General features: G+C 72.1%; 19 protein-coding genes and 1 pseudogene. 13 read left to right on the plus strand and 7 right to left on the minus strand.

Features of this window, described 5'->3' with window-relative positions; all coding sequences use genetic code 11:
• Positions 1 to 64: 64 nt before the first annotated feature.
• Entirely contained in the window at positions 65 to 349 is a 285-nt protein-coding gene (locus tag ACWC91_RS12860; protein WP_376503550.1) for a DUF2530 domain-containing protein, read from the minus strand.
• 249 nt (positions 350 to 598) lie between these two features.
• Here ACWC91_RS12860 and ACWC91_RS12865 point away from each other — a divergent pair, with 249 nt between their 5' ends.
• The gene (locus tag ACWC91_RS12865) at positions 599 to 2050 is read left to right on the plus strand and encodes an NCS2 family permease (protein WP_225074617.1); all 1452 of its coding nucleotides are present in this window, start codon (positions 599 to 601) and stop codon (positions 2048 to 2050) included.
• A 22-nt stretch (positions 2051 to 2072) separates the two neighbouring features.
• On the opposite strand, the gene ACWC91_RS12870 is transcribed toward ACWC91_RS12865, so the two are convergent.
• Positions 2073 to 2255 (minus strand): ribbon-helix-helix protein, CopG family, encoded by a 183-nt coding sequence (locus ACWC91_RS12870; protein WP_141360185.1) that lies wholly within the window; start codon positions 2253 to 2255, stop codon positions 2073 to 2075.
• Between the two features lie 153 nt (positions 2256 to 2408).
• Here ACWC91_RS12870 and ACWC91_RS12875 point away from each other — a divergent pair, with 153 nt between their 5' ends.
• From ACWC91_RS12875 to thpR, 3 genes are all read left to right on the plus strand, one after another.
• Positions 2409 to 2846, plus strand: a complete 438-nt coding sequence (locus ACWC91_RS12875; RefSeq protein WP_100568981.1) for a MarR family winged helix-turn-helix transcriptional regulator — start codon at positions 2409 to 2411, stop codon at positions 2844 to 2846.
• Between the two features lie 49 nt (positions 2847 to 2895).
• Entirely contained in the window at positions 2896 to 4257 is a 1362-nt protein-coding gene (locus ACWC91_RS12880; protein ID WP_225074619.1) for an MFS transporter, read from the plus strand.
• A gap of 168 nt (positions 4258 to 4425) precedes the next feature.
• Positions 4426 to 4998: an RNA 2',3'-cyclic phosphodiesterase gene (gene thpR / locus ACWC91_RS12885; protein ID WP_376503553.1), complete on the plus strand. Its 573-nt coding sequence runs from the start codon at positions 4426 to 4428 to the stop codon at positions 4996 to 4998.
• A 154-nt stretch (positions 4999 to 5152) separates the two neighbouring features.
• Here thpR and ACWC91_RS12890 read toward each other — a convergent pair whose 3' ends face one another.
• The 3 genes and pseudogenes from ACWC91_RS12890 to ACWC91_RS12900 form a co-directional block, all read right to left on the minus strand.
• Positions 5153 to 6148 (minus strand): aldo/keto reductase, encoded by a 996-nt coding sequence (locus ACWC91_RS12890; protein WP_225074621.1) that lies wholly within the window; start codon positions 6146 to 6148, stop codon positions 5153 to 5155.
• Between the two features lie 71 nt (positions 6149 to 6219).
• Positions 6220 to 6808: pseudogene (locus ACWC91_RS12895) on the minus strand (Uma2 family endonuclease).
• A gap of 115 nt (positions 6809 to 6923) precedes the next feature.
• A complete protein-coding gene (locus tag ACWC91_RS12900) occupies positions 6924 to 7598 on the minus strand; it encodes a GDSL-type esterase/lipase family protein (RefSeq protein WP_450640345.1) in 675 nt (224 codons plus the stop codon).
• An 88-nt stretch (positions 7599 to 7686) separates the two neighbouring features.
• Here ACWC91_RS12900 and ACWC91_RS12905 point away from each other — a divergent pair, with 88 nt between their 5' ends.
• From ACWC91_RS12905 to ACWC91_RS12915, 3 genes are all read left to right on the plus strand, one after another.
• On the plus strand, positions 7687 to 8667 hold the full coding sequence (locus ACWC91_RS12905) for a WD40 repeat domain-containing protein (protein WP_225074623.1): 981 nt from the start codon (positions 7687 to 7689) through the stop codon (positions 8665 to 8667).
• Positions 8668 to 8764: 97 nt separating this feature from the next.
• The gene (locus ACWC91_RS12910; protein ID WP_225074624.1) at positions 8765 to 10306 is read left to right on the plus strand and encodes a cellulase family glycosylhydrolase; all 1542 of its coding nucleotides are present in this window, start codon (positions 8765 to 8767) and stop codon (positions 10304 to 10306) included.
• 315 nt (positions 10307 to 10621) lie between these two features.
• Entirely contained in the window at positions 10622 to 11539 is a 918-nt protein-coding gene (locus tag ACWC91_RS12915) for an endonuclease/exonuclease/phosphatase family protein (protein WP_450640362.1), read from the plus strand.
• Here the strand turns inward: ACWC91_RS12915 and ACWC91_RS12920 are convergent.
• Together ACWC91_RS12920 and serC are read right to left on the minus strand one after the other, a co-directional pair.
• Positions 11522 to 11794, minus strand: a complete 273-nt coding sequence (locus ACWC91_RS12920) for a hypothetical protein (protein ID WP_450640347.1) — start codon at positions 11792 to 11794, stop codon at positions 11522 to 11524. The two genes, ACWC91_RS12915 and ACWC91_RS12920, sit on opposite strands and share 18 nt — an antisense overlap.
• Before the next feature lie 97 nt (positions 11795 to 11891).
• Positions 11892 to 13010: a phosphoserine transaminase gene (serC, locus tag ACWC91_RS12925; RefSeq protein WP_450640349.1), complete on the minus strand. Its 1119-nt coding sequence runs from the start codon at positions 13008 to 13010 to the stop codon at positions 11892 to 11894.
• Positions 13011 to 13101: 91 nt separating this feature from the next.
• On the opposite strand from serC, the gene ACWC91_RS12930 reads away from it, so the two are divergent.
• From ACWC91_RS12930 to ACWC91_RS12955, 6 genes are all read left to right on the plus strand, one after another.
• The gene (locus ACWC91_RS12930) at positions 13102 to 16026 is read left to right on the plus strand and encodes an FAD-binding and (Fe-S)-binding domain-containing protein (protein ID WP_376503568.1); all 2925 of its coding nucleotides are present in this window, start codon (positions 13102 to 13104) and stop codon (positions 16024 to 16026) included.
• Positions 16027 to 16280: 254 nt separating this feature from the next.
• Entirely contained in the window at positions 16281 to 17237 is a 957-nt protein-coding gene (locus tag ACWC91_RS12935) for an EamA family transporter (protein ID WP_376503570.1), read from the plus strand.
• A gap of 89 nt (positions 17238 to 17326) precedes the next feature.
• Positions 17327 to 18121 carry a TIGR03084 family metal-binding protein gene (locus ACWC91_RS12940; RefSeq protein ID WP_450640351.1) on the plus strand — a complete coding sequence of 265 codons (795 nt, stop codon included), beginning with the start codon at positions 17327 to 17329 and terminating at the stop codon, positions 18119 to 18121.
• Positions 18118 to 19836 (plus strand): acyclic terpene utilization AtuA family protein, encoded by a 1719-nt coding sequence (locus tag ACWC91_RS12945; protein WP_450640352.1) that lies wholly within the window; start codon positions 18118 to 18120, stop codon positions 19834 to 19836. Before ACWC91_RS12940 ends, ACWC91_RS12945 begins: the two co-directional genes overlap by 4 nt.
• On the plus strand, positions 19833 to 21431 hold the full coding sequence (locus ACWC91_RS12950; RefSeq protein ID WP_225074632.1) for an acyl-CoA carboxylase subunit beta: 1599 nt from the start codon (positions 19833 to 19835) through the stop codon (positions 21429 to 21431). The genes ACWC91_RS12945 and ACWC91_RS12950 overlap by 4 nt, the downstream gene beginning before the upstream one ends.
• 8 nt (positions 21432 to 21439) lie before the next feature.
• Complete coding sequence (locus ACWC91_RS12955; RefSeq protein ID WP_450640354.1) at positions 21440 to 23293, plus strand: acetyl/propionyl/methylcrotonyl-CoA carboxylase subunit alpha; 1854 nt, start codon at positions 21440 to 21442, stop codon at positions 23291 to 23293.
• Positions 23294 to 23366 lie beyond the last annotated feature (73 nt).

Raw genomic sequence — 23366 nt, forward strand, 5'->3', positions numbered from 1 at the left:
TCGGCCGGGGCAGGCGCGCCCTGCCCCGGTCCGCTCCCGGCTCACGTCGGGTGCGCGGGGGCGCCTATTCCGCGGACGTCGGCTCCTGCGGCAGCCCCGACCGCTCCGCCGCCGCCCGCTTGATGGCGGCGTCCCGCTTGCGGACGTACCAGATGCCGATCAGGCCCAGGCCGCCGCCGGCCAGGCAGGTCCACAGCCACCAGGTGTGGCCGTGGTCGTGGAACCAGCCGTAGAAGGGGAGCTGGACCAGGAAGAGGACGAACCACACGATCGTGCCGCCGGTGATGGTGGCGACCACGGGGCCCTCCAGGGGCTCCGGCGCCTCGTGCTTGGGGGTCCACTTCGCCATGGGGATCAGCTTACGGGGCCGGGGTGAGAAGCGTCCCGTCCCAGGCAGGGTCGTTGTCTACGCGCGGAGATGGTCTTTTCGGCTTCATATGTTCATACTGAAACAGTTCGCGTCTGGCCACTTCTCTTCGTAGGAATCACCAAACAGGGTCGCGACAGGGACCTGGGGGAACCTGTTGGTCGTCGGTTTGGTTCGGTCCTCGGTCCGGCTCGGAACTCCGTACCCACCCGCACCCTTGAGGTCACCCGCATGTCCACCTCGGCCACCGCCAAGGCTTCCGCCCCCGAGCAGCCGGGAACGCCGCCCCCGTACGGCGCTCTCGACCGCTACTTCAAGATCTCCGAGCGGGGCAGCACCCTGTCCCGGGAGGTCCGCGGCGGTTTCGCCACCTTCTTCGCGATGGCCTACATCATCGTGCTGAACCCGATCATCCTGGGCAGCGCGAAGGACATGTACGGGCACCAGCTCGACAACGGCCAGCTGGTCACCGCCACCGTCGTGACCGCCGCGTTCACCACGCTCCTCATGGGTGTCATCGGCAATGTGCCGATCGCGCTCGCCGCCGGTCTCGGCGTCAACACGGTCGTCGCGCTCCAGCTGGCGCCGCGCATGTCGTGGCCGGACGCCATGGGCATGGTCGTCCTCGCCGGCTTCGTGGTGATGCTGCTGGTCGCCACCGGACTGCGTGAGCGCGTGATGAACGCCGTGCCGCTCGGCCTGCGCAAGGGCATCGCCATCGGTATCGGCCTGTTCATCATGCTGATCGGGCTCGTCGACTCCGGTTTCGTCTCCCGTATCCCGGACGCCGCCCACACCACCGTCCCGCTCCAGCTCGGCGCCGACGGTCACCTCAACGGCTGGCCGGTTCTCGTCTTCATCCTGGGCGCGCTGCTCACGCTGGCGCTGATCCTGCGCAAGGTGCCCGGCGCGATCCTGATCTCGATCATCGCGATGACCGTGCTCGCGGTCGTGATCAACTCCGTCGCCAAGGTGCCGTCCTGGGGTCTGACCACCCCGAAGTGGCCGGGCAGCCCGGTGTCCACGCCCGACTTCGGCCTGCTGGGCAAGGTCAGCCTGTTCGGCGGCTTCGAGAAGGTCGGCGTGCTCACCGGCGTCCTCTTCGTCTTCACCGTGCTGCTGTCGACCTTCTTCGACGCCATGGGCACGATCATGGGCATCAGCGACGAGGCGAAGCTGACCGACGCCCAGGGGCAGATGCCCGGCATCAACAAGGTCCTCTTCGTCGACGGCATCGCGGTCGCCGCCGGTGGCGCCAGCTCCTCCTCCGCCACCACCTGCTTCGTGGAGTCGACGGCGGGCGTCGGCGAGGGCGCCAGGACCGGCTTCGCCAACGTCGTCACCGGTGCCCTGTTCGCGGTGGCGCTGTTCCTGACCCCGATCGCCACCATGGTGCCGTCCCAGGCGGCCACCCCGGCCCTGCTCGCGGTGGGCTTCCTGATCCTGTCCGGTTCGGTCAAGGAGATCGACTGGGCGGACTACACGATCGCCATCCCGGCCTTCGTGACGATGGTGATGATGCCGTTCACCTACTCGATCACCAACGGCATCGGCATGGGCTTCATCACCTTCGTGGTGCTGCGCCTGGCGGCCGGCCGCGGCAAGGACATCCCGGTGGCGATGTACGTGGTGGCGGCGGTCTTCGCCTTCTACTACCTGATGCCGGCCCTCGGCCTGACCTGATCCGAACCGGGTCCGGCGCGGGTCACGTGACCCCGTAGAACCTCTCCGTCTCCTCGACGGCGGCCTGGAACCGCTCGTCGAAGTCATCCCGAATGAGCGTCCGGACGACATAGTCCTGGACGCTCATTCCTCTTTTCGCGGCATGGCACCTGAGCCGTTCGAGCAGCTCGTGGTCCATGCGCAGGCTGAGCACACTGGTCCCCATGGACACGAGGGTCGCGGGACTTTCCCGCGCGAGGCGTGGTGTTTCGGGTGTGGATCACCCGAAAGAGTGATGTGATCTTCAGTGGCGGGAGTCACGGGCGCAGGGCGTGTTCGCGGTGGTATTTAGCGAGAGTAATGAGTTACGCTAAAGAACATGCCGGACCTCACCCATGGCGACGACGCTGCCGCCGTGAACTCCCTGCGCTCCGCCGTGATGCGGTTGTCCCGTCGGCTCAAGCACCAGCGCGTCGACGAGTCGCTGAGCCCCACCGAGATGTCGGTGCTGGGCACCCTGTCCAACTGCGGGAGCGCCACACCGGGCGAACTCGCCCGCAAGGAGCACGTGCAGCCGCCGTCGATGACCCGCATCGTGGCGCTGCTGGAGGCCAAGGGGCTGGTCAGCCTGGAGCCGCACCCCGAGGACCGGCGTCAGAAGGTGGTCACGAGGACCGCCCAGGCCGAAACCATGCTGGAGGAGAGCCGCCGCAAGCGGAACGCCTTCCTGGCCGGTCTGGTCGAGGGTCTGGACGAGGACGAGTGGGCCAAACTGAGCGCCGCCGCCCCCGTTCTGGAGAAGCTCGCACACCTGTAATACACGTACCACTCGGCGAGTGAGCAGCCGGGCAAGGAGGCGAACCCCTTTGAGTACGGGATCCGGAGCAGACTCCGCCCCCGCACCGACCACCCACGATTCCCGAACCGCCCCCGACATCCCCCGCAAGTCCTCGATGTTCAGCTCGCTGAGGGTCAGGAACTACCGCCTGTTCTTCCTCGGCCAGGTCGTCTCCAACACCGGCACCTGGATGCAGCGCATCGCGCAGGACTGGCTGGTCCTGAGCCTCACCGGCTCCTCGGCCGCCGTCGGCATCACCACGGCGCTCCAGTTCCTGCCGATGCTGCTCTTCGGCCTCTACGGCGGCGTCCTCGTCGACCGCCTGCCCAAGCGGCCCACGCTGCTCGTCACCCAGTCGGCCATGGCCGTCACCGGCCTGGCGCTCGCCGTGCTCACCCTCACCGGCCAGGTCCAGGTGTGGCACGTCTACCTCGCCGCGTTCGCGGTGGGCCTCGCCACGGTCGTCGACAACCCGGCCCGCCAGTCCTTCGTCTCGGAGATGGTCGGCCCGAAGCAGCTCCAGAACGCGGTCAGCCTGAACTCCGCGAACTTCCAGTCCGCCCGTCTGATCGGCCCCGCCGTCGCGGGCTTGATGATCACCGGCGTGGGCACCGGCTGGGCGTTCCTCGCCAACGGCCTGTCCTTCGTCGCCCCCATCGTCGGCCTGCTGCTGATGCGCACCCGTGAACTGCACGTCGTCGAGCGCGCGCCGCGCGGCAAGGGCCAGCTCCGCGAGGGCCTGCGCTACGTCGCCGGCCGCCCCGAGCTGATCTGGCCGATCGTCCTGGTCGGCTTCATCGGCACCTTCGGCTTCAACTTCCCGGTGTGGCTGTCGGCCTACGCCGAGCAGGTCTTCCACGCCGGAGCCGGCGCCTACAGCCTCTTCAACACCGTGATGGCGGTCGGCTCCCTGATCGGCGCCCTGCTCGCGGCCCGTCGCGGCACCGCCCGGCTGCGCGTGCTCATCGCGGCCGCCGCGGCCTTCGGCGCGCTGGAGATCGTCGCCGCGATGGCCCCGTCGTACTGGCTGTTCGCGCTGCTGATGGCGCCCATCGGGATCTTCGGCCTGACGGTCAACGTCACGGCGAACACCGCGGTGCAGATGGGTACCGACCCGGCCATGCGCGGCCGGGTGATGGCCCTGTTCATGATGGTCTTCATGGGCGGTACGCCGCTGGGCGCGCCCCTCGTCGGCTGGATAACCGACGCCTACGGTGCCCGGGTCGGCTTCGCCGTGGGCGGTGTCGTCTCGCTCGCCGCGGCCGCCACCATCGGCCTGGTCCTGGCCCGCGTCGGCGGACTGCGCCTGTCGTTCGGCTGGAACCGCGGACACCCCCGCGTGGACCTGGTCCCCCGTGAGCACCGGAAGGAGCTGGCCGCCGCGGCGTAGGCCGAGGGCGGCCGGTTCGCCGGGCGCGGGTCAGTCGCGGGGGAACTCGTCGGACGAGGCCCACCGGCACTGCGCCGCCCCTCTGCTGCTCGATCGCATGCAGCCGCGCGGTACAACGATACGCACGGTGACCAGGTCACGTCCGGCGCGCGGCAGGAGACTGGCCCCATGAGACTTTTCGCCGCCGTACTGCCCCCGCGGGACGTGCTCAACGCGCTCGCGGACGAGATCGCCGGGCTGCGGAGGCTGCCGGGCGCGGACCGGCTGCGCTGGACGCAGCGGCCCGGCTGGCACTTCACACTCGCCTTCTACGGCGAGGTCGGCGAGGAGGTCGTGTCCGAGCTGTCGGCCCGTCTGGAGAGGGCCGCGCGCCGCACCGGGGCCTTCCCGCTCGCGCTGCGCGGGGGAGGTCAGTTCGGGCGCGGCAAGGCGCTGTGGACGGGGGCGGAGGGCGACCTCGCGACCATGCGGCTGCTGGCCGAGCGCGCGGACGCGGCGGCGCGGAAGGCGGGCGTGCCGATGCGGGAGCACCGCCCCTACCAGGCCCACCTGACGGTGGCGCGCAGCCGGGACGGCCTGGACGTGCGGCCGTACGTCCAGGCGTTGCGGGACTTCGCGAGCGATGCGTGGACCGTGGAGGAGCTGGTCCTCGTGCGCAGCCTGCTGCCGAGGTCCGGGGTGCTGGGTGAGCGGCCCCGCTACGAGCCGGTCGGCCGCTGGCCACTGCGGGCGGCCGGTTAGTCTCGAGTACGTGGAACCGAAAACCCGGAACCGGATCATGGCCGGTGCGCTTGTGCTGATGTTCGCCGTCGTCGCCCTGGCGTCCGCGCTCGGCAGGTGACGCGGAGCACGGACGCCAGGGCCGGTACGGCCGCTCGGGCGGCGCGGGAGGTGCCTACCAGGCGAAGGCCTCCGGCGACGGACCCGGCCCCGGGAAGATCTCGTCGAGTCCGGCCAGCAGTTCCTCGCTCAGCTCCAGCTCGACCGCCCGCAGCGCCGACGCGAGCTGCTCGGCGGTGCGCGGACCGACGATCGGGCCGGTCACGCCGGGCCGGGTGAGCAGCCAGGCCAGTGCGACCTCGCCGGGCTCCAGACCGTGCTTGTCGAGCAGGTCCTCGTACGCCTGGATCCGGTCGCGCACGGCGGTGTCGGCGAGCGCGTCGGCGGACCGGCCGGAAGCGCGCCGGCCGCCCTCGACCTGCTTCTTGATCACGCCGCCCAGCAGCCCGCCGTGCAGCGGCGACCAGGGGATGACCCCGAGGCCGTAGTCCCGCGCGGCCGGGATCACCTCCATCTCGGCGCGCCGCTCGGCGAGGTTGTACAGGCACTGCTCGCTGACGAGCCCGATGGTGCCGGAGCGCCGCGCGGCGATCTCGTTGGCCTGGGCGATCTTGTAGCCGGGGAAGTTGGAGGAACCGACGTAGAGGATCTTGCCCTGCTGGATCAGTACGTCGACGGCCTGCCAGATCTCCTCGAAGGGGGTGTCCCGGTCGATGTGGTGGAACTGGTAGACGTCGATGTGGTCGGTCTGCAGCCGCTTGAGGCTGGCGTCGACGGCCCGCCGGATGTTCAGGGCGGAGAGCTTGTCGTGGTTGGGCCAGACGGTGGAGTTGTCCGGGGACATGTTCCCGTAGACCTTGGTGGCCAGGACGACCTTGTCGCGCCGGTCCCCGCCCTTGGCGAACCAGTTGCCGATGATCGACTCGGTGCGGCCCTTGTTCTCGCCCCAGCCGTAGACGTTGGCTGTGTCGAAGAAGTTGATCCCCGCGTCCAGCGCCGCGTCCATGATCGCGTGGCTGTCCGCCTCGTCGGTCTGCGGACCGAAGTTCATCGTGCCGAGCACCAGTCGGCTGACCTTGAGTCCTGTGCGTCCGAGCTGTGTGTACCTCATGGTCCACAAGCCAACGTCTTGGAGTGCGCTCGACGCAAGGGGGGGTTGTGGACGGGGCGGGGCGGCGGTGGTCAGTCGCGGGGGAACTCGTCGGTCCTGAGGACGAGGCCGACCGGAGTGTCGGTGAGGTCCAGGTCCTCGCCGAAGGGGAGCTTGGTCTCGGTCGTGTAGTCGCCGTTCATGGGGTGGGTGTACACGCGGCATTCGCCTTCGTACGGATCGGCGATGAGGTAGATGGGAACTTCGGCGAGCGCGTAGGTGAGCTTCTTGGGGCCGTAGTCATTGGCGGCCGTGTTCTCGGAGACGACCTCGACGACGAACTCGATGTCCCGGTAGTGCCAGCGGCCCTTGGCGTCCGGCACCGAGCGGTCGGCCATCGCCGCGACATCACCGGCGAATCCGTTCAGGCGCCCGGGAAAATCGATCCGTACGTCCGAGGCCAGCCGCTTGGCCGGGTACTTGGCGCTCAGCTGTCGGGCGATGTCGAAGAAGATCTGCCAGTGGGTGTGACGTTGCGGTGACATGAAGATGTTCCCCCCCGACGATCTCGACCTTCGTTCCCTCGGGGACTGGCATCTTCTCGAGCCACTCGGACATCACGTCCAGAGTCAGCTCGTCGCTCTCCTCGGCCATCGTGATCCTGTCTTCCAGGACGGTCATCGTGGCGCTGCTCCCCGGCTGCCCCATGGATGAGCACAGCCGCGCAGTACAACGATACGCACAGTGACAGGGCCCGGGCGGCAGCGCATATGCCAAGAGGAGGAGCCGACGCGGCTCACCCGCCGTACTCCCCGCCCCACCCCCATCCCTCGTGCAGCGCCCCCGCGAACGCCGCCGCGATCTTGTGCTCGCCGCTCTCGTTCGGATGGGTGCCGTCGTAGGTGTCCGTGTGGATGTCGTACGTCGGCGGCAAGGGCGCCAGGAGCAGCGGGGAGCCGGGTTCGTCCAGGCCGGCCACCGCCTCGGCCAGCAGTTCGTTGAAGCGGTCCACCTCCGCGGCGAAGAGAGGGTCGGCCTCGGCTCGGATGTTCGTGATCACCGGGAGCAGGACCGCGCGGATACGCGGGTTGGCGGCCCGCGCCTGTGTCACGAAGGCCTCCACGTGCACCGCCGTCTGCTCGGCGTTCGTGTAGAAGCCCAGGTCGATCAGGCCGAGCGAGACCAGCAGCACATCCGCGCGGCACTCGCGCACCGCGTCGCCGACGAGCGGGACCATGTGTCCCCAGCCCTCGCCCCAGCCGGCCAGATGGGCGCGGGGGAAGTCCGGATCGGCGTAGGCGAGGGAGACCGGCGCGTCCGCCGACTTGTCGTAGAGCGTCTCGCGCGGGCCGACGAGGGTGAACGGGCCGCCGTACGTCGCGCACAGGTGCTGCCACAGACGGTGACGCCAGGTGTGCTCGCCCGCGCTGCCGATCGTCATGGAGTCGCCGACGGGCATGAACCTGAGCATCCGCTCATCATGGACGATGGGCGTCAGCGGTGCGATGTGAGGCCCGCCACGCAGTGTGAACATCCGTGCGGGATGGCAGGCTTGGGGGATGCGCCGACCGTTCGCCCTGCTCGCCGGGGCCCTTCTCGTAGGTGCGCTCGCCGCGCCCGCCGCCCTTGCCGCCGACGGCGACGACGGGTTCACGATCAAGGACCCGCGGATCAAGGAGTCCAGCGGCCTCGCGGCCTCGCACCTGCATCCGGGCGTCTACTGGACCCACAACGACAGCGGCTACGGCCCGCAGATCTACGCCGTGGACGGCAGGACCGGCGAGACCGTCGCCACCGTCACCCTCAGTGGCATCGGCAAGCCCCGCGACGTGGAGGCCATCTCCATCGGGCCCGGCAACCAGATCTACGTCGGCGACATCGGCGACAACCTCGACGGCTCCTGGCCGTACGTGTGGATCTACCGGCTGCCCGAGCCGAAGGAGCTGAAGGACCAGACGATCCGTGCCACGCAGTACGTCGTGAAGTACGCGGACGGGCCGCGCAACGCCGAGTCGATGGTCGTGCACCCGAAGACGGGGCGCGTCTACATCGTCGACAAGAAGGAGGACGGCGGTCACCTCTACGAGGGCCCGGCCGAACTGTCCCCCTCGGGCGCGAACGTCTTCAAGCCGATCGCCCCCGTCGACCTGTGGGCCACCGACGCCGCCCTCTCCCCGGACGGCACGCACCTCGCCGTGCGCGGCTACTTCGGCGGCATCCACTACGACTGGAACGGCGGCAGGATCAAGCGCGCGGGCCAACTCGACGTGCCGCTCCAGAGGCAGGGGGAGTCCGTCACCTACAGCGTGGACGGCACCAAGCTGCTCTACGGCAGCGAGGGATCCGACAGCCCGGTGCAGGTGCGCGACGCGCCGGATGCCGAGGGGTCCGCCAAGTCGCCCTCCCCGCAGGGCGGTTCGAACTCCGTCGAGGCCGGTCCGGACGGGGGCGGCGGCTTCGGCGTGGGCACCGTCGCCGTGGTGGCCGGCGTGGTGGCCGCCGTGTGGGGGTTGGGGCGTTTGTTGCGTCGACGCTCTTGACGGGCGGTCGCCACCTGGCTTCCACTGGGAGGCGCGGGTGTGTGGGAGCGCTCCCACTCGTTCCGGTCCCGCGGCCCCCTCGGGAGGAAGCAGCAACATGTTCCGCACCTTGCGAAGAGCGCTCTGCGCTGCCGCGGCGGCGCTCCTGTTACCGCTGGGCCTGGGACTCGGCCTGCCGGCCACCGCGCACGCGGCCCCCGCGGCGGGCGGCGCCGGCTACTGGCACACCAGCGGACGCCAGATCCTGGACGCGTCCGGACAGTCCGTCCGGATCGCCGGCATCAACTGGTTCGGCTTCGAGACCACCAACCAGGTCGTCCACGGTCTGTGGTCCCGCGACTACAAGAGCATGATCGACCAGATGAAGTCGCTGGGCTACAACACCATCCGGCTGCCCTACAGCGACGACATCCTCAAGTCCGGCGCGATGCCCTCGAGCATCGACTTCTCCGCCGGCAAGAACGCCGACCTGCAAGGGCTGACCTCCCTCCAGGTCATCGACAAGATCGTCGCGTACGCCGGCCAGGACGGGCTGAAGGTCATCCTCGACCGCCACCGGCCGGACTCGGGCGGCCAGTCGGCCCTCTGGTACACCGCGTCCGTCCCCGAGTCGACGTGGATCACCAACCTCAAGTCGCTGGCGACCCGTTACAAGGGCAACGCCACGGTCATCGGCATCGACCTGCACAACGAGCCCCACGACCCGGCCTGCTGGGGCTGCGGGGACCAGGCGACCGACTGGCGGCTGGCCGCCGAGCGGGCCGGCAACGCGGTCCTCTCCGTCAACCCCGACCTGCTGATCTTCGTCGAGGGCATCCAGACCTTCAACGGCGTCTCCGGCTGGTGGGGCGGCAACCTGATGGGCGTCGGCCAGTACCCGGTGCGCCTCAACGTGGCCAACCGGGTCGTGTACTCCGCCCACGACTACGCCACCAGCGTCGCCCAGCAGAGCTGGTTCAGCGACCCGTCCTTCCCCAACAACATGCCGGACATCTGGGACAAGTACTGGGGCTACATCTTCAAGCAGAACATCGCCCCCGTCTGGGTCGGCGAGTTCGGCACCACGCTCCAGTCCACAGTGGACCAGAAGTGGCTGGCGGCGCTGGTGAGTTACCTGCGCCCGACCTCGGCGTACGGAGGTGACTCCTTCCACTGGACCTTCTGGTCCTGGAACCCCAACTCCGGTGACACCGGCGGGATCCTGAAGGACGACTGGCAGACCGTGGACACGGTGAAGGACGGATACCTGGCGACCGTCAAGGCACCGGGCTTCCCGAGCACCGGGGGCGGTGGTGACAACGGCGGTGGCGACAACGGTGGCGGTGACGGCGGCGGCAAGGCCGCCTGCCGGGCCACCTACGTCGTCAGCAGCGACTGGGGCGGCGGCTTCAACGCCGATGTGACGGTGACCAACACGGGCCCCACCGCGATCAAGTCCTGGAAGGTGACCTGGACCTGGAGCGGGTCCCAGAAGGTCACCAACATGTGGAACGCGTCGTACACCCAGAGCGGGGCGACCGTGACGGCGGTCAACGCGGCCCACAACGGGGCGATCGCGGCCAATGGTTCGACGGCCTTCGGCTTCGGGGGCGCGCCCGGGGGCGGGGGTGTGCCGAGCGTGAGCTGCACGGCGTCCTGACGATCGCGAGGCGCCCGGTGGCCGACGCCGGGCGCCTCGCGGCTGCGGCGCGTCGCCGGAACGGACGGCGTCCGGCGTTCCGGCGCCCACGCGCGGATGGCGGAAACTGATCCACCCGGAGGATCGTCTTGGATGGCGACGCCGAGTGGATGGGAAGCCAGGGTGGGTCGGGAACGGGCGGGCGGCGGTGCGGCAGCGGCGGTGCGGGCGGTGGTGCCCCCGTGGGTGCGGCGCCGGTCGGGGCGGCGTGCCCACGGCCAGGAGGCGCAGGGGGACGCGGGGCGCCGGTCGGCGTGGTGGCGGGGGCGGGGGCGGGTGCTCGCCGTGCTCGCGGCGCTGACGGCCGGGCTGCTGGCGTTCCACCGTGCCGTGCCCAACTCAGCGGGCCGTCTGGGCAGTCTGCTGGAGGCGTTCCTGCCGTGGCTCGGCCTGGTGGCCGTGGTGCTGTTCGCCCTCGCGCTGCTGCGCCGTTCGGCCGTGGCGCTGGTGGCTCTGCTGCTGCCGGTGGCGGCCTGGACGTACCTCTTCGGCGGGCTGCTCCTGCCGGCGTCGGCGCCCGGCGCGCGCCAACTGGTCGTGGTGCAGCACAACGTCAGCGACGAGAACGCCGATCCGGCGGGCACGGCCCGCGCCCTGGCCGACGCCGGGCCCGACCTCATCGCGCTGGAGGAGCTGGTGCCCCCGGCGCTGCAGGTCTACGAGAAGACCCTCGCCGCCGCCTACCCCCACCACGAGGTCCGGGGCACCGTCGGACTCTGGTCGAGGCATCCGCTCAGCGACACCCGGCTCCTCGACATCAAACCCCGGAGAATCACGGAGGCCTGGAGCCGCGGGCTGCGGACCGTGGTCCACACCCCGCACGGCCGGATCGCGGCGTACGTGGCGCATCTGCCCTCGCTCCGCGTCCGGGCGAGCGGACTCGCGTCCGGCCGGCGTGACGAGAGCGCCCTGCTGCTGGGCGAGGCCATCGCCGCCGAGGAGCTGAGAACGGTGATCCTGCTGGGTGACCTCAACGGCACGGTCGAGGACCGCGGGCTGGCGCCGCTGACCTCGCGGATGAACGTGGCGGAACGGGGCTTCGCCCTCAGCTTCCCCGCCGCCTTCCCGCTGGCCCGGATCGACCAGGTCATGGCCCGCTCGGCGGCCGTCGCCGACATCCGCACGCTGCCTGCCACCGGCAGCGACCACCTGCCGGTCGCCGCCCGGATCACACTGTCAGCCGCCCGTCGCTGAGGGGGCGGGCCTGCTTCGCCGTTCCCGCAGGCTCAGTGCCCATGACCTGAGCATCAGGAGGACGCATGCGGCCTCGGTGATCCGGGCCGCGGGTGTGGGGGAGCCGTACTCGGAGACGAGGACGATGCCTGCCGTGCCGGTGACGAGCAGCAGCGCCGGCAGTACGCGTCGCCACACGGGCAGGCGGCGCATGCCCCACACCGACCGAGCCGTCCAGGCGCAGACGAACAGGATGAACCACGCGAGGAAACTCATCGCACCCTCCGCTGACGGCAGGAAAGCCCGCCCCGCCGCGTGACCACGGGCGCCCCGCAGTTCGCCGGGCGCCCTTCGCTGCTGTGCGCGGGAGACGCTACAGCTTCTCGATCACGTGGTCGACGCACTTCGTCAGGGCCTCGACGTCCGCCGGGTCGATGGCCGGGAACATCGCGATGCGCAGCTGGTTGCGGCCCAGCTTGCGGTAGGGCTCGGTGTCCACGATGCCGTTGGCGCGCAGGACCTTGGCGACGGCGGAGGCGTCGATCTCGTCGGAGAAGTCGATCGTGCCGATGACCTGGGAGCGCTTGGCCGGGTCGGTGACGAACGGGGTCGCGTACTTGGACTCGTCCGCCCAGGTGTAGAGACGGGAGGAGGAGTCCTTGGTGCGGGCCGTGGACCAGGCGAGGCCGCCCTGGCCGTTGAGCCACTCCAGCTGCTGGTCGAGCAGGAAGAGGGTGGCCAGCGCCGGGGTGTTGTACGTCTGGTTCTTGCGGGAGTTGTCGATCGCCGTGGGCAGCGAGAAGAACTCCGGGACATGGCGGCCGGAGGCGTGGACGCGCTCGGCGCGCTCGAGCGCGGCCGGGGAGAACACGCCGAGCCACAGGCCGCCGTCGGAGGCGAAGGACTTCTGCGGGGCGAAGTAGTAGACGTCGGTCTCGGCGATGTCGACCGGGAGGCCGCCGGCGCCGGAGGTGGCGTCGACGAGGACCAGGGCGCCCTCGTCGGCGTCGGCCACGCGCTTGATGGGCATGGCGACACCGGTGGAGGTCTCGTTGTGCGTGAAGGCGTAGACGTCGACGCCCGCCTCGGCCCGCGGCTCCGGGTGCGTGCCGGGGTCGGAGGAGACGACGGTGGGCTCGGCGAGCCACGGGGCGAGCTTGGCGGCCTTGGCGAACTTCGAGCTGAACTCGCCGAAGGTGAGGTGCTGCGACTTGTTCTCGATCAGTCCGTGGGTCGCGATGTCCCAGAACGCCGTGGAGCCGCCGTTGCCGAGCACGACCTCGTAGCCGTCGGGGAGCCCGAACAGCTCGCGGATGCCTTCGCGCACCCGGCCGACCAGGTTCTTCACCGGGGCCTGGCGGTGGGAGGTGCCCATGAGGGATGCGCCGGTGGCGGCGAGGGCGTCCAGCGCCTCCGTCCGCACCTTGGAGGGTCCCGCGCCGAAACGTCCGTCCGCGGGCTTGATGTCAGAGGGAATCTGGATCTCAGCCACGAACGGGAGAGTAGCGGGTCGGAGAAATCCGGGTGAAACGCATTCCGCCGGGTGAGACGGCCGTCGAATCGATCGCGTGCATGCTGGACGCATGACCGATCTCGCGGATCTTTCGGAGCTTCGGGCGGAGCTGCGCCGGGCCGTGCGCGGGGAGGTGGCGTTCGACGTCGCCTCCCGGGCGCTGGTCACCATGGACGCGTCCAACTACCGGCGGGTTCCGCTGGGTGTGGTGGCTCCGCGGGACGCCGGCGACGTGGCGGCGGTGCTGGAGGTCTGCCGGGCGCGCGGAGTGCCGGTGGTCGCGCGGGGCGGCGGGACGTCGATCGCGGGCCAGGCGACCGGAACGGGGGTGGTGCTGGACTTCACCCGGCACATGAACCGGGTGCTGGCGCTCGACCCCGGGGAGCGGACCGCCGTCGTCCAGCCGGGCGTGGTCCTGGACCGGCTCCAGGAGGCCGCCGCGCCGCACGGGCTGCGCTTCGGCCCCGACCCCTCCACGCACAGCCGGTGCACGCTCGGCGGGATGATCGGCAACAACTCGTGCGGCTCCCACTCGGTGGCCTGGGGGACGACCGCGGACAGCGTGCGGGAGCTGTCGGTGCTCACCGCGGGCGGGCGGCCACTGCGGCCGGGGCGCGAGTGGGCCGGGGCGCCGGACGGGCTGCGGGAGCTGGTGGAGAGCGAACTCGCCCGGCTGCGGACCGGTTTCCCGCGGCTGCCCCGCCGTATCTCCGGGTACGCCCTGGACGCCCTGCTGCCCGAGAACGGCGCGGACGTGGCGCGCTCCTTCTGCGGCTCGGAGGGCACTCTCGGCGTGCTGACGGAGGCGGTCGTACGGCTCGTCGAGACACCTCCCGCGCGCGTGCTGGCCGTGCTGGGGTACGCCGACGAGGGCGCCGCCGCCGACGCCGCGGCCGGGCTGCTGCGGTACCGGCCGCTGACGGTGGAGGGGATGGCGCGGGATCTGGTGCCGTCCGCGGCGGCCGGGCTGCCGCGCGGGGACGCCTGGCTGTTCGTGGAGACGGGCGGGGAGACGGCGGGTCAGGCACGCGCGCGTGCGGAGGCGATCGCGCGGGCGGCGGACGCCGTGGACGCCGCGATCGTCGAGGATCCGGCCGCGCAGCGCGTGCTGTGGCGGATCCGGGAGGACGCGAGCGGTACGGCGACGCGGATGCCGGACGGCAGTGAGGCGTGGCCGGGGTGGGAGGACTGCGCGGTGCCGCCGGAGCGGCTGGGCGCGTATCTGCGGCGGTTCCGGGAGCTGCTGGCCGCCCACGGGCTGCGGGGCGCCCCGTACGGGCACTTCGGGGACGGCTGCATCCACGTCCGTATCGACTTCGACCTGCTGACCCCGGCCGGGATCGGCCGGTTCCGGCGGTTCTCGCAGGAGCTGGCCGAGCTGGTGGTGGCGCACGGCGGTTCGCTGTCCGGGGAGCACGGGGACGGGCAGGCCCGCGCCGAGCTGCTGCCGACGATGTACGGCGAGCGGACGGTGGCCCTCTTCGAGCGGGTCAAGGGACTGTGGGACCCCGACGACCTGCTCAATCCCGGGATGCTGGTCCGTCCCGCGCCCCTGGACGCGAACCTGCGTTTCGCCGTGCTGCCGCGCCGCCCGGTCGACGTGGCCTTCGGCTACACGGCCGACCGAGGGGACTTCTCGGCGGCGGTGCGCCGGTGCGTCGGGGTCGCGAAGTGCCGTACGACCGAGGTGTCGGGCGCCGCGGTCATGTGCCCCTCCTTCCGGGTCACGGGAGAGGAGGAGCACTCCACGCGCGGGCGTGCCCGGCTGCTGCACGAGATGCTCGCCGGTGAGCTGGTGACCGACGGCTGGCGGTCGGCCGAGGTCCGCGACGCGCTCGACCTGTGCCTGTCGTGCAAGGGGTGCCGGTCCGACTGCCCGGTCGGGGTGGACATGGCCACGTACAAGGCGGAGTTCCTGCACCACCACTACGCCGGACGGCGCCGCCCGGCCGCCCACTACGCGCTGGGGTGGCTTCCGGTGTGGCTGCGCTGGACCGCCCGTACGCGCACCGCGGCACTGCTGAACGCGCTCGCCGCCCTGCGGCCGCTCGCGTCGGCCGTGAAACGGCTCGGTGGAATCACACCCGAACGAGGGATCCCGCGTCTGGCGCGCGAGCCGTTCACCCGATGGTGGCGCACGCGGACCGACGCACGGGTGGACGGCGGGGAGAGGGCGGGTGATCTGGTCGTCCTGTGGCCGGACACCTTCACCGAGCACCTGTCGCCGTCCGTGGGCCGGGCGGCCGTACGCGTGCTGGAGGCGGCCGGACTGCGGGTGGCGCTCCCGCCGACCCTGCGCCTGCGCCGCCCTCCGGTGGGCGACGGAAGCTCGGCGCTGCTGAACCCCGTGTCCGTCCTGCGGGGCCGGGGCCGCGTCTGCTGCGGCCTGACGTACGTCTCCACCGGCCAGCTGGAGCGTGCCCGCGCGGTGCTGCGCCGCACCCTTGACCTGATGGAACCGGTGCTGGAGACCGACGCGCCGGTCGTCGTCCTGGAACCGAGCTGCGCCGCCGCCCTGCGCACCGACCTGCCGGAACTGCTGCCCGGCGACCCGCGGGCCCGCCGCCTGGCCGACCGCGTCCTGACCTTCGCCGAGGCCCTGCGGCGTCACGCCCCCGGCTGGACACCGCCCCGCCTGGACCGCCCGGTCGCCGGGCAGACCCACTGCCACCAGCACGCCGTGCTGGGCGACGCGGCCGACCGGCGCCTGCGCGAGGCGGCCGGCCTGACCGGCGAGCTGTCCGGCGGCTGCTGCGGCCTGGCCGGGAACTTCGGCTTCGAGAAGGGCCACTGGGAGGTGTCGGCCGCCTGTGCCGAGGAACAGCTCCTGCCGTCGGTACGGCGGGCTCCGGCCGGCGCGGTGGTCCTCGCCGACGGCTTCTCCTGCCGCACCCAGCTGGACCAGCTGGCCGGAGTACGGGGACGCCATCTGGCGGAGGTGCTGGCGGAGGGACTTGAGGGGCCGGCGGGACGGGAGGGGCGCGGCGGCTCGTGACCGCGGGGCCGCCGACGGGCTGGGGGACACCGGGAGGGGGGACACCGGGACCCGTGACCGGAGGCCGGACGGGCATGCGGTGTCGCCGCGGGCCTGAAGGGACCTGAAGGGATGCGTCGGCCCGTGAACCGTGGGGACGGGCGGGGCGCCGTGGACAGTGGTGTACGGGTTCACGCCCCTGACCGTGTCCACTACCCTGGACCCATCAGTACATCCCGATGAACAAACCCCTAGCCCCGTAACTGGACCGCCCCGTGACCACGCCCAGCGCCGCCACCCCTTCCTCACAGTCCCCGGTCACCTCCGCGCCGGTCGGCGCGCCCACGCCCGGATCCCCGGGCCGTTTCGGCTCGCTCGGCCCGGTCGGGCTGGTCCTGGCCGGGGGCATCTCGGTGCAGTTCGGCGCGGCGGTGGCCGTGACGCTGATGCCGCGGGCGGGCGCGCTCGGCGTGGTGACCCTGCGGCTGCTGGTGGCCGCGATCGTGCTGCTGCTGGTCTGCCGGCCCCGGCTGCGCGGGCACTCGCGCGCCGACTGGGGCACGGTCGTCGTCTTCGGTATCGCGATGGCCGGGATGAACGGCCTCTTCTACCAGGCGGCCGCCCGCATCCCGCTCGGCCCCGCCGTCACCCTCGAAGTGCTCGGCCCGCTCGCCCTGTCGGTGCTGGCCTCGCGCCGCGCGATCAACTTCGTGTGGGCCGCCCTGGCCCTGGCCGGTGTCTTCCTGCTCGGCGGCGGGAGTTTCGACAGCCTCGACCCTGCCGGTGTCGCCTTCGCGCTGAGCGCGGGCGTGATGTGGGCGGCGTACATCGTCTTCAGCGCCCGTACCGGCCGGCGCTTCCCGCAGGCCGACGGGCTGGCCCTGGCGATGGCGGTCGGCGCGCTGCTGTTCCTGCCGCTGGGGATCGCCGAGTCCGGGTCGAAGCTCGTCGTCCCGACGACGTTCGCCCTGGGCGCGGGGGTGGCGGTGCTGTCCTCCGTCCTGCCGTACACCCTCGAACTGCTCGCCCTGCGCCGGCTGCCCGCCTCCACCTTCGCCGTCCTCATGAGCCTGGAACCGGCCCTCGCCGCCACGGCCGGCTTCCTCATCCTCGGCCAGTCCCTCACCGCCCTCCAGGCCGTGGCGATCGTCCTGGTCATCGCGGCGAGCATGGGGGCGGTGCGGACCCAGGTGGCGCGGAGCAAGGCGCCGCTTCCGGAGGCGCACCCCTGACCGGTGCCGGTTTTCGGCGCCGCACGGCGGGACCATGAATTCATGCAAGCATGCTTGTTTGTTTCAAGGGTCGCTGCCATGCTCCACGCATGTCCGACCCGACGCTGGTGTTCGACGATCTGCGTGCCGAGAGTGACGAACTGGATCGGCTTGTCGCCGGGCTGAGCCCCGGGGGCTGGGGGCGCCCGACGCCGGCGCCCGGATGGAGCATCGCCCATCAGATCGCCCATCTCGCCTGGACCGACCGGTCCGCCCTCCTCGCCGTCACCGACTCCGCCGGCTTCCGTGAACTCGTGGACCGGGCGCTGGCCGCGCCCGGTTCGTTCGTGGACGAGGGGGCCGCGGAAGGCGCGCGGGCGGCCCCCGGCATGCTGCTGGAACGCTGGCGGGAGGGGCGGGACGCGCTCGACCGGGCGTTGCGAGCTGCGCCGCCCGGCTCCCGTTTCCCCTGGTACGGGCCGCCCATGTCGGCCGCCTCCATGGCGACCGGGCGGCTGATGGAGACCTGGGCGCACGGGCGGGACGTGGCCGATGCGCTCGGTGTGGTGCGCACACCGACCGACCGGCTCAAGCATGTGGTGCGCATCGGGGTGCGGGCGCGGAACTTCGCCTTCGGGGTGCGGGGGCTGCCCGTGCCCGAGGAGGAGTTCCGGGTGGAGGTCCGCGGTCCCTCCGGGGAGCTGTGGACGCACGGTCCCGAGGGCGCCGGGCAGCGTGTCACCGGGCCCGCCCTCGACTTCTGCCTCCTGGTCACCCAGCGCGCCCACCGCGCCGACCTCGCGGTACGCGCCGAGGGTCCGGACGCCGACCGCTGGCTGGACATCGCCCAGGCCTTCGCCGGCCCGCCCGGCGCCGGCCGGGCACCCCGGGGGGCGGCCGGATGACCCTGCGCATCGGCAACGCCTCCGGCTTCTACGGCGACCGGTTCGACGCCATGCGCGAGATGCTCACCGGCGGTGAACTGGACGTCCTCACCGGCGACTACCTCGCCGAGCTGACCATGCTGATCCTGGCCCGGGACCGGCTCAAGGACCCGGCGGCCGGCTACGCCCGCAGCTTTCTGCGGCAGCTGGAGGAGTGCCTCGGACTCGCCCACGAGCGGTCGGTGAAGATCGTGACCAACGCGGGCGGGCTCAATCCGGCCGGGCTCGCCGACCGGGTGCGGGAACTGGCCGAGCGGCTCGGGATCCCACTGCGCGTCGCCCACGTCGAGGGCGACGACCTCACCGCCGACCTCCCCCGGGCCCTCGGCTCCGCCCCCGAGGGGGGCGCCCCCCTCGCCGCCCACGCCTACCTAGGCGGCTTCGGGATCGCCGCCTGCCTGCGCGCCGGCGCCGACGTCGTGGTCACCGGGCGGGTCACGGACGCCGCCCTGGTCACCGGGCCCGCCGCCGCCCACTTCGGCTGGCGGCCGGAGGAGTACGACCGGCTGGCGGGCGCCGTCGTCGCCGGGCACGTGCTGGAGTGCGGCGCCCAGGCCACCGGCGGCAACTACGCCTTCTTCGCCGACCACGCCCTCGACCGGCTGCGCCACCCCGGTTTCCCGCTCGCCGAGATCCACGAGGACGGCAGCTGCGTCATCACCAAGCATCCCGGCAGCGGCGGGGTGGTGGACGTCGGCACGGTGACCGCCCAGCTGCTGTACGAGACGGGCGGCGCCCGGTACGCCGGGCCCGATGTCACCACGCGGCTGGACACCGTACGGCTCGGTCAGGACGGACCCGACCGGGTGCGCGTCGAGGGCGTGCGCGGGGAGGCCCCGCCGCCCGCCCTCAAGGTGGGCCTCAACCGCCTCGGCGGCTTCCGCAACGAGGTCACCTTCGTCCTCACCGGACTCGACATCGAGCGCAAGGCCGAGCTGGTGCGGCAGCAGATGCGGGACGCGCTCGGGGCCGCCGGGTCACCCCCCGGCGAGGTGCGCTGGGACCTGGTGCGGACCGACCGGGCCGACGCCGGCACCGAGGAGACGGCGAGCGCCCTGCTCCGGCTGGTCGTACGGGACCGGGACCCGCGGGCGGTGGGGCGGACGTTCAGCGGGGCCGCCGTGGAGCTGGCGCTCGCCGGATACCCCGGCTTCCACATGCCGGCGCCTCCCGGGAAGGGCGCGCCCTACGGAGTCTTCGAGGCCGTGTACGTCCCCCAGGACGCCGTCGAGCAGGTGGCCGTCCTCCACGACGGCCGCCGTATCGCCGTGTCACCGCCCCACGGGACGCGCGTGCTGCAGGACGTGGAGCGGCCGCCGCTGCCGGACCCTCTCCCGGACGGTCCCACGCGGCGGGCCCCGCTCGGACTCGTCGCCGGGGCGCGCAGCGGGGACAAGGGCGGCGACGCCAACGTCGGCGTGTGGGCGCGCTCGGAACAGGGCTGGCGGTGGCTCGCGCACGCGCTGACGACCGGGACGTTCCGGCAGTTGGTCCCGGAGAGCCGGACGCTGGCCGTGGAACGGCACGTACTGCCCGATCTGCGCGCCCTCAACTTCGTCGTCCGGGGGATCCTCGGCGAGGGCGCCGCCGCCCAGCACCGCTTCGACCCGCAGGCCAAGGCCCTGGGCGAATGGCTGCGCTCCCGCCACCTGGACATACCGGAGGCCCTGCTTTGACGGTCCTTTCCTCCGCCCTGGACACCGGCTCCGCCGAGTACAGGGCCCACCGCGAGGCCATGCTCGGGAAGCTCGCCGCACTCGACGCCGAGCACGCGAAGGCGCTCGCGGGCGGCGGCGCGAAGTACGTCGAGCGGCACCGGCGGCGCGGCAGACTGCTCGCCCGTGAACGGGTGGAGATGCTGCTCGACCCCGACACGCCGTTCCTGGAGCTGTCGCCGCTGGCCGGGTGGGGCAGCGACTACACCGTGGGCGCTTCGCTGGTCACCGGGATCGGGGTCGTCGAGGGCGTGGAATGCGTGATCACCGCCAACGACCCGACCGTGCGCGGCGGCGCCAGCAACCCGTGGAGCCTGAAGAAGGCGCTGCGGGCCAACGACATCGCGCTCGCCAACCGGCTGCCCTGCGTCAGCCTCGTCGAGTCCGGGGGCGCCGATCTGCCGTCCCAGAAGGAGATCTTCATCCCCGGAGGCGCCGTCTTCCGGGACCTGACCCGGCTGTCGGCGGCCGGCATCCCGACCGTCGCCGTCGTGTTCGGCAACTCGACCGCCGGGGGCGCGTACATCCCCGGCCTGTCCGATCACGTGATCATGGTCAAGGAACGGGCCAAGGTGTTCCTCGGCGGCCCGCCGCTGGTGAAGATGGCCACCGGCGAGGAGAGCGACGACGAGTCCCTGGGCGGCGCCGAGATGCACGCGCGCGTGTCCGGTCTCGCCGACTACTTCGCCCTCGACGAACCGGACGCCCTGCGGCAGGCCCGCCGGGTCGTCGCCCGCCTCAACCACCGCAAGGCGTACCCCGATCCGGCCGCCGCGGCGCCACCCGCGTACGACGCGGAGGAGCTTCTGGGGATCGTTCCCGGCGATCTGCGGATCCCCTTCGACCCGCGCGAGGTCGTCGCCCGGATCGTCGACGCCTCCGACTTCGACGAGTTCAAGCCGCTGTACGGGACGAGCCTGGCCACCGGCTGGGCCACCCTGCACGGCTACCCCGTCGGCGTCCTCGCCAACGCCCAGGGCGTGCTGTTCAGCGAGGAGTCGCAGAAGGCGGCCCAGTTCATCCAGCTCGCCAACCAGCGGGACGTACCGCTGCTGTTCCTGCACAACACCACCGGCTACATGGTCGGCCGGGAGTACGAGCAGGGCGGCATCGTCAAGCACGGCGCGATGATGATCAACGCGGTGTCCAACTCGCGCGTCCCGCACCTGTCCGTCCTCATGGGGGCGTCCTACGGCGCCGGGCACTACGGCATGTGCGGACGGGCCTACGACCCCCGCTTCCTGTTCGCCTGGCCCAGCGCCAAGTCCGCCGTCATGGGGCCGCAGCAGCTCGCGGGCGTGCTGTCGATCGTGGCCCGGCAGTCGGCGGCCGCCAAAGGGCAGCCGTACGACGAGGAGGCGGACGCCGCGCTGCGGACGATGGTGGAGCGGCAGATCGAGTCCGAGTCGCTGCCGGTGTTCCTGTCCGGGCGGCTGTACGACGACGGCGTCATCGACCCGCGCGACACCCGCACCGTCCTCGGCCTGTGCCTGTCGGCCGTCCACACCGCGCCCTTCGAGGGCGCGCGCGGCGGCTTCGGCGTCTTCCGGATGTGAGGGATCCCTTGATTTCTTCTCTGCTCGTCGCCAACCGGGGCGAGATCGCCTGCCGTGTCTTCCGCACCTGCGCGGAGCTGGGCATCCGGACGGTCGCCGTGCACTCGGACGCCGATGAGGACGCGCTGCACACGCGCGTGGCCGACACCGCGGTGCGCCTGCCGGGCGTGACGCCCGCCGAGACGTATCTGCGCGGCGACCTGATCGTGAAGGCGGCGGTGGCGGCCGGTGCGGACGCCGTGCACCCGGGTTACGGCTTCCTCGCCGAGAACGCCGGCTTCGCGCGGGCCGTCCTGGACGCGGGCCTGGTCTGGATCGGGCCGTCCCCGCAAGCCGTCGAGGCGATGGCGTCCAAGACCCGCGCCAAGGAGCTGATGGGTGTGCGGCCCCTGCGCGAGGTCACCGAGGCCGATCTGCCGGTCCTCGTGAAGGCCGCCGCGGGCGGCGGCGGGCGCGGGATGAGGATCGTACGGCGGCTCCGGGACCTGGACGCCGAACTGGCGGCCGCGCGCGCGGAGGCGCTGAGCGCCTTCGGTGACGGCGAGGTGTTCGTCGAGCCGTACCTCGGGGGCGAGGCGGGCGGGCGGCACGTGGAGGTGCAGGTCCTCGCCGACACCCACGGCACCGTCTGGACGCTGGGCACGCGTGACTGCTCCCTCCAGCGGCGCCACCAGAAGGTCGTCGAGGAGGCCCCGGCGCCCGGGCTTCCCGCGGACACCGAGCGGGAGTTGCGCGAGCTGGCCGTACGGGCCGCGCGGGCCGTCGACTACACCGGCGCGGGCACCGTCGAGTTCCTGGTGGCCGACGGCAGGGCGCACTTCCTGGAAATGAACACCCGCCTCCAGGTGGAACACCCGGTCACGGAGGCCGTGTTCGGCGTGGACCTGGTCGCCCTGCAGATCCGTGTCGCCGAGGGCCACGCCCTGGACGCAGAACCGCCCCCCGCGCGCGGGCACGCGGTCGAGGCCCGCCTGTACGCCGAGGACCCGGCCCGCGACTGGGCCCCGCAGACCGGCACCCTGCACCGACTGTCCGTCCCCGGCGTCCGCCTGGACACCGGCTACGGCGACGGGGACACGATCGGCGTCCACTACGACCCGCTGCTCGCCAAGGCCGTCGCCCACGCCCCCACGCGCGCGGAGGCGCTGCGCAAGCTCGCCGGCGCGCTGGAGCGGGCCGCCGTCCACGGCCCGGTCACCAACCGCGATCTGCTCGTGCGGTCCCTGCGGCACGAGGAGTTCGGACGCGGCCGGATGGACACCGGCTTCTACGACCGCCATCTCGCCGACCTGACCGCGCCCGCCCCGGACCCGTACGCGCCCCTGGCCGCCGCGCTCGCCGACGCGCACGGCCGCTCCCGCTTCGGCGGCTGGCGCAACGTGCCCTCGCAGCCGCAGGTCAAGCGGTACCTGATGGCGGGCGAGGAGCACGAGGTGCGCTACCGGCACACCCGCGCGGGTCTGGCCGCCGACGCCGTAGGGGTGCGGGTGGTGCACGCGGACGCGTGCCTGGTCGTCCTCGAAGCCGGCGGCATCCGGCGCCGGTACGAGATCGCCCGGTACGGCGAGCGGGTGTACGCCGGACCGACCGCGCTCACCGCCGTGCCCCGCTTCCCCGACCCCGTCGCCCAGCACGCCCCCGGCTCACTGCTGGCCCCCATGCCCGGCACCGTCGCACGCGTCGCCGAAGGACTGGCGGTCGGCGACACCGTGCGGGCCGGACAACCACTGCTGTGGCTGGAGGCGATGAAGATGGAGCACAGGATCGAGGCCCCGGTCACAGGCACGCTCACGGCCCTGCACGCGGCCCCCGGACAACAGGTCGAGGTCGGCTTGCTGCTGGCGGTAGTACAGGAGCTCTGAGGGGCGCGGGGCGGCACCGACGTGCGGCTCCGCCGCGTCAGCGCGAGCAACCACAGTCAACTCGCACCCGGGA

Source organism: Streptomyces sp. NPDC001204, from assembly GCF_053598035.1.